This window comes from Micromonospora sp. NPDC049580 (assembly GCF_040675595.1).
In the GTDB taxonomy this organism is placed as follows: Bacteria; Actinomycetota; Actinomycetes; order Mycobacteriales; family Micromonosporaceae; genus Micromonospora.
The window spans coordinates 1-4,550 of record NZ_JBFAPG010000505.1 but is presented as its reverse complement, the minus strand read 5'-3'; the positions used below and the strand labels follow the sequence as shown (position 1 = coordinate 4,550).

The window sequence follows — 4,550 nt, the reverse complement described above, 5'->3', positions numbered from 1 at the left end:
CGCCCTGCGCAGGGATCAAGCCTGACCGCCCGGAGCGGGGCGGGCTGCCCCGGAAACCCTCACGTGGACGCGGTTGTCGCTGACGCGTCCGGCTTTTAGACATCACCGGGGTTCTGCCTTGGGATGGGTTCTCTTGTTTCTAGGCTGTTCGGCGCATCTGTAGTTCGTTCAGGGCGGGGATCGTGGGGTGGGGGACTCGCACGCCGGTGTCGATGAAGCCCAGCCGCTGGTAGGCCCGGTAGGCGCGGTCGTTGCCGACCACCACCTCCAGCAGCAGCTCCGGTCGGCCGCAGGCCCGCGACCAGGCGGCCACCCCGTCGATCAGCTCGCCGAGCAGCCCGCTGCCCCGCCAGGCCGGCGTGACGTACACGGCGTAGATGACGGTCAGCCCCGGCTCGTTCGGCGCGACCGTGCCGCCGGCGTGCCCGACGAGACGGCCGCCCGGGTCCGCGACGAACTGCGCGTTGTGGGGGCCGGACGACGTGTACGCCACCCGCGCGGCGAACTCGCGGTGCGGTCGGGCCGCCGCGTCCGCCAGGGTCTCCAGGAAGGCCAAGGGCGCGTCGGCGAGCATCTCCAGGCGCAGTGCCCGCATCCGGGCGGCGTCCTCCGGCCGGACCCGGTGGATCTCGGCCTGCCGAACGGCGGCTGAGCCGATATCGGTGGTCATGTCTGCATGCCTACCACAGGGGCGGGAGCTGCCTCGGGGCGTGCCCCGCCCCGCCGCCGGGCCGCCGGGCGGCGAGCCGGGACCGGTCGTCCGTGGCCCGTTCCGGTTCGGCCCCCGGGCCCGGTCAGGTCGCCCGGGAATACGCCCGATTTGGGGTCGTGCGCGGCCGTCACTCCTCGTGTAGCGTGCGATTTCGGTCACCCTTTCAGCGGCCGTCGTCGATCGCTGAGGCGGTGGTCCGAGGGCGTCCGGCCGTGCCGCGCGCCCGGGCAGGCAACGCTGCGCAAGAGTGAGGGAAGTGCACCGTGGCACAGGGTTCCGTAAAGTGGTTCAACGCCGAAAAGGGCTACGGCTTCATCGCCGTCGACGGCGGTCAGGACGTGTTCGTCCACTTCTCCGCGATCGAGATGGACGGCTACAAGGCGCTGGACGACGGCCAGCGGGTGGAGTTCGAGATCGCCCAGGGGCAGAAGGGCCCGCAGGCCGAACACGTACGCGTCATCGCCTGAGCGAATTCCCGACCTCCTCGCTCGCGGATCGCCCCCGATCGGCTGGCGGGTCGGGGCTGCGGTGCGGACGCCCACCCGGGAAGATCGTGAGCCGTTCCAGCCGATGCTGAGGAGGGTTCATGACCGACCAGTCGCCCCCACCCACCACGCCCTCCGGGCCGGGTGAGCCGGGCCCGTCCGACCCCACCTCACCCGTCTCCGGCGGCGCGGCCCCGGGCACGCCACCGGCCTCCGGCGCAGATCCCGGGCCGCCACCCGGACACGACCCCGGCCCTGCGATGCCACCCGGATACGGCCCCGGCCCTGCGATGCCGCCTGGATACGGGCCGCCACCCGGCCCGATCCCCCAGGGTTGGGGGCAGGCCGGTCCGGCGGGTACGCCGGATCCCACCGCGCAGGGCGGTTGGGGTCCACCGGCTGGGCCGCCGCCCGGTTGGGATCCCGCGCGGGGCGGTTGGGGTCCGGCCGGTGCGCCGCCGCAGGGCTGGGTCTTTCCGCCCACCGGCGGCTACCCGCCGGGGTCTGGTCCCTACGGTGGGCAGCCGTGGTACCCGGGGGCGCCGGTCAGCTGGTACCCGCCGGGTCACGGGTTCGATCCGAACGACGCCCTGGTCACTCCGCCCGGTGCCGGCATCGGGGCCTGGTTCGAGCGTTGCGGGGGCGCGCTGCGCCGAAGCTGGCGGCAGTTGGTGCCGATCATGCTGCTCACGCAGGTCCTGCCGGCGGCGGTGCTCTCGGTCATCTCGCTGGGTGTGGACCCGTCGCCCGGCTGGGAGGCGCAGGCCGAGATGGATCCGGCGGCCGGACTGCCGGACAACTTCGCCGTCACCCTGGCAACCCTCGTCGCCGTGCTGGTCGGCGGCAGCCTGCTGATCGGTCTGGTGCAGGCGGTGGGGTGGGCCGCCGGCAGTTGGGTGATCACCCAGCAGGCGACCGGCCGGCCCGCCAGCCTGGATGCGGCGCTGCGGTACGGCCTGCGCCGGGCGCTCGGCCTGTGGGGCTGGACGTTGCTGGTCAGCGTGCTCATCGGTATCGGCTTCTGCTTCTGCGTCCTGCCGGGCATCTATCTGGCGTTCGCGTTGAGCCTGGCCGGCCCGGTCTACCTGTTCGAGCGGCAGAACCCGATCGGCCGGTCGTTCGGGATGTTCCACGCCCGGCTCGGGCTGCTGCTCGGCCGGGTGGCCGTGGTGGGCGGGGCTGTGATCGTCGGCACCGTGGTTCCGGGCTTCCTGGAGTCGGTGGGCACCGGCGCGTTGGGCACGGACCCGTTCGCGTCCCCGGGCGCCGCGGTCGGGGTGGTGGCGGTGATCGGTGTCGCGGCGCTGCTGGCGCTGCCGGCCCACCTCGTCCAGTTGATCGGTCTGCTGGTCACGTACACCGAGCAGCGGGCCCATGAGGGGCCGGTGAACAGCGCCGGACTGGCGGCCGAACTCGGCTGAGCGGCGTCATCGTGCTTGCACTCGGCAGGTGAGAGTGCTAAACAAGTCATTGGCACTCGCGTACCGTGAGTGCCAACGGTCGGGACGGTGGGGCCAGGTTGCCCAGGCGTGGAGACGCCGGGGCGGCACATGGCCGGTCGTCGCGGGCTATCCGGCCCGGCCGGAGGACGTCGTCGTCGCCTGGTGGCGGCGTCCCAAGGTGCGTAAACCAGGCGGCCCATCCGGGACACACACTCGGGTGGCCGTGAGTGTCCAGGAGGACAACGCCGTATGGCAAAGATGATCGCGTTCGACGAAGAGGCGCGCCGCGGCCTCGAGCGGGGCATGAACCAGCTCGCTGACGCCGTAAAGGTGACCCTCGGCCCGAAGGGCCGCAACGTCGTGCTCGAGAAGAAGTGGGGTGCCCCCACCATCACCAACGATGGTGTGAGCATCGCCAAGGAGATCGAGCTCGAGGATCCGTACGAGAAGATCGGCGCCGAGCTGGTCAAGGAAGTCGCCAAGAAGACCGACGACGTCGCCGGTGACGGCACGACGACGGCGACCGTCCTGGCCCAGGCCCTGGTTCGCGAGGGCCTGCGCAACGTGGCCGCCGGCGCCAACCCGATGGCCCTGAAGCGGGGCATCGAGGCTGCGGTCGCGAGCGTCTCGGAGGAGCTGTCCAAGCTCGCCAAGGACGTCGAGACCAAGGAGCAGATCGCCTCCACCGCCTCCATCTCCGCTGGCGACAGCACCGTCGGCGAGATCATCGCCGAGGCGATGGACAAGGTCGGCAAGGAAGGCGTCATCACCGTCGAGGAGAGCAACACCTTCGGGCTGGAGCTGGAGCTCACCGAGGGTATGCGCTTCGACAAGGGCTACATCTCGGCCTACTTCATGACCGACCCGGAGCGCATGGAGGCCGTCTTCGACGACCCCTACCTCCTGATCGTCAACAGCAAGATCTCGTCGGTCAAGGACCTGCTTCCGATCCTGGAGAAGGTCATGCAGTCGGGCAAGTCGCTGCTGATCATCGCCGAGGACATCGAGGGCGAGGCCCTGGCCACCCTGGTCGTCAACAAGGTCCGGGGCACCTTCAAGTCCGTCGCCGTCAAGGCGCCGGGCTTCGGTGACCGCCGCAAGGCCATGCTCGCCGACATCGCCATCCTCACCGGTGGCCAGGTCATCAGCGAGGAAGTCGGCCTCAAGCTGGACGCCGTCGGCCTCGACATGCTGGGCCGCGCCCGCAAGGTCGTGGTGACCAAGGACGAGACCACCATCGTCGACGGTGCCGGCGACGCCGACCAGATCCAGGGTCGGGTCAACCAGATCCGGGCCGAGATCGACAAGAGCGACTCCGACTACGACCGCGAGAAGCTGCAGGAGCGGCTGGCCAAGCTGGCCGGTGGCGTTGCGGTGATCAAGGTCGGCGCGGCCACCGAGGTCGAGCTCAAGGAGCGCAAGCACCGCATCGAGGACGCCGTTCGCAACGCGAAGGCCGCCGTCGAGGAGGGCATCGTCCCGGGTGGTGGCGTCGCGCTGGTGCAGGCCGGCAAGACCGCCTTCGACAAGCTGGACCTGGTCGGCGACGAGGCGACCGGTGCCAACATCGTCAAGGTCGCGCTGGACGCCCCGCTGCGGCAGATCGCCGTCAACGCCGGCCTCGAGGGCGGCGTCGTGGTGGAGAAGGTCCGTAACCTCGAAGCGGGTCACGGCCTCAACGCCGCCAACGGCGAGTACGTCGACCTGCTGGCCGCGGGCATCATCGACCCGGCCAAGGTGACGCGCTCGGCGCTGCAGAACGCCGCTTCCATCGCGGCGCTCTTCCTCACCACCGAGGCCGTCGTCGCGGACAAGCCGGAGAAGAACCCGGCTGCCCCGGCGGGCCCGGGTGGCGGGGACATGGACTTCTGAGTCCAGTTCCGACACACCGAACGGGGCGGGCCGCTGACG

Annotated in this window: 4 protein-coding genes; 3 read left to right on the top strand and 1 reads right to left on the bottom strand. The window is 71.0% G+C overall.

The features are described 5' to 3' along the window. Positions 1–139: 139 nt before the first annotated feature. Complete coding sequence (locus AB0J68_RS27940) at positions 140–670, bottom strand: GNAT family N-acetyltransferase (protein WP_363941349.1); 531 nt, start codon at positions 668–670, stop codon at positions 140–142. A gap of 305 nt (positions 671–975) precedes the next feature. On the opposite strand from AB0J68_RS27940, the gene AB0J68_RS27935 reads away from it, so the two are divergent. The 3 genes from AB0J68_RS27935 (at position 976) to groL (ending at position 4,511) form a co-directional block, all read left to right on the top strand. Beyond that, a complete protein-coding gene (locus tag AB0J68_RS27935; RefSeq protein WP_088950422.1) occupies positions 976–1,179 on the top strand; it encodes a cold-shock protein in 204 nt (67 codons plus the stop codon). Positions 1,180–1,877: 698 nt separating this feature from the next. Beyond that, positions 1,878–2,618: a hypothetical protein gene (locus AB0J68_RS27930; RefSeq protein WP_363941346.1), complete on the top strand. Its 741-nt coding sequence runs from the start codon at positions 1,878–1,880 to the stop codon at positions 2,616–2,618. 270 nt (positions 2,619–2,888) lie between these two features. Continuing rightward, positions 2,889–4,511, top strand: coding sequence for a chaperonin GroEL (groL, locus tag AB0J68_RS27925; protein WP_354861457.1), 1,623 nt, complete (start codon positions 2,889–2,891; stop codon positions 4,509–4,511). Positions 4,512–4,550: the final 39 nt, after the last annotated feature.

What these genes read in the sequence shown, in the direction of transcription:
- AB0J68_RS27940 (WP_363941349.1), bottom strand. Translation starts at nt 670, where the DNA reads ATGACCACCGATATCGGCTCAGCCGCCGTTCGGCAGGCCGAGATCCAC.
- AB0J68_RS27930 (WP_363941346.1), top strand. Translation starts at nt 1,878, where the DNA reads ATGCTGCTCACGCAGGTCCTGCCGGCGGCGGTGCTCTCGGTCATCTCG.
- groL (WP_354861457.1), top strand. Translation starts at nt 2,889, where the DNA reads ATGGCAAAGATGATCGCGTTCGACGAAGAGGCGCGCCGCGGCCTCGAG.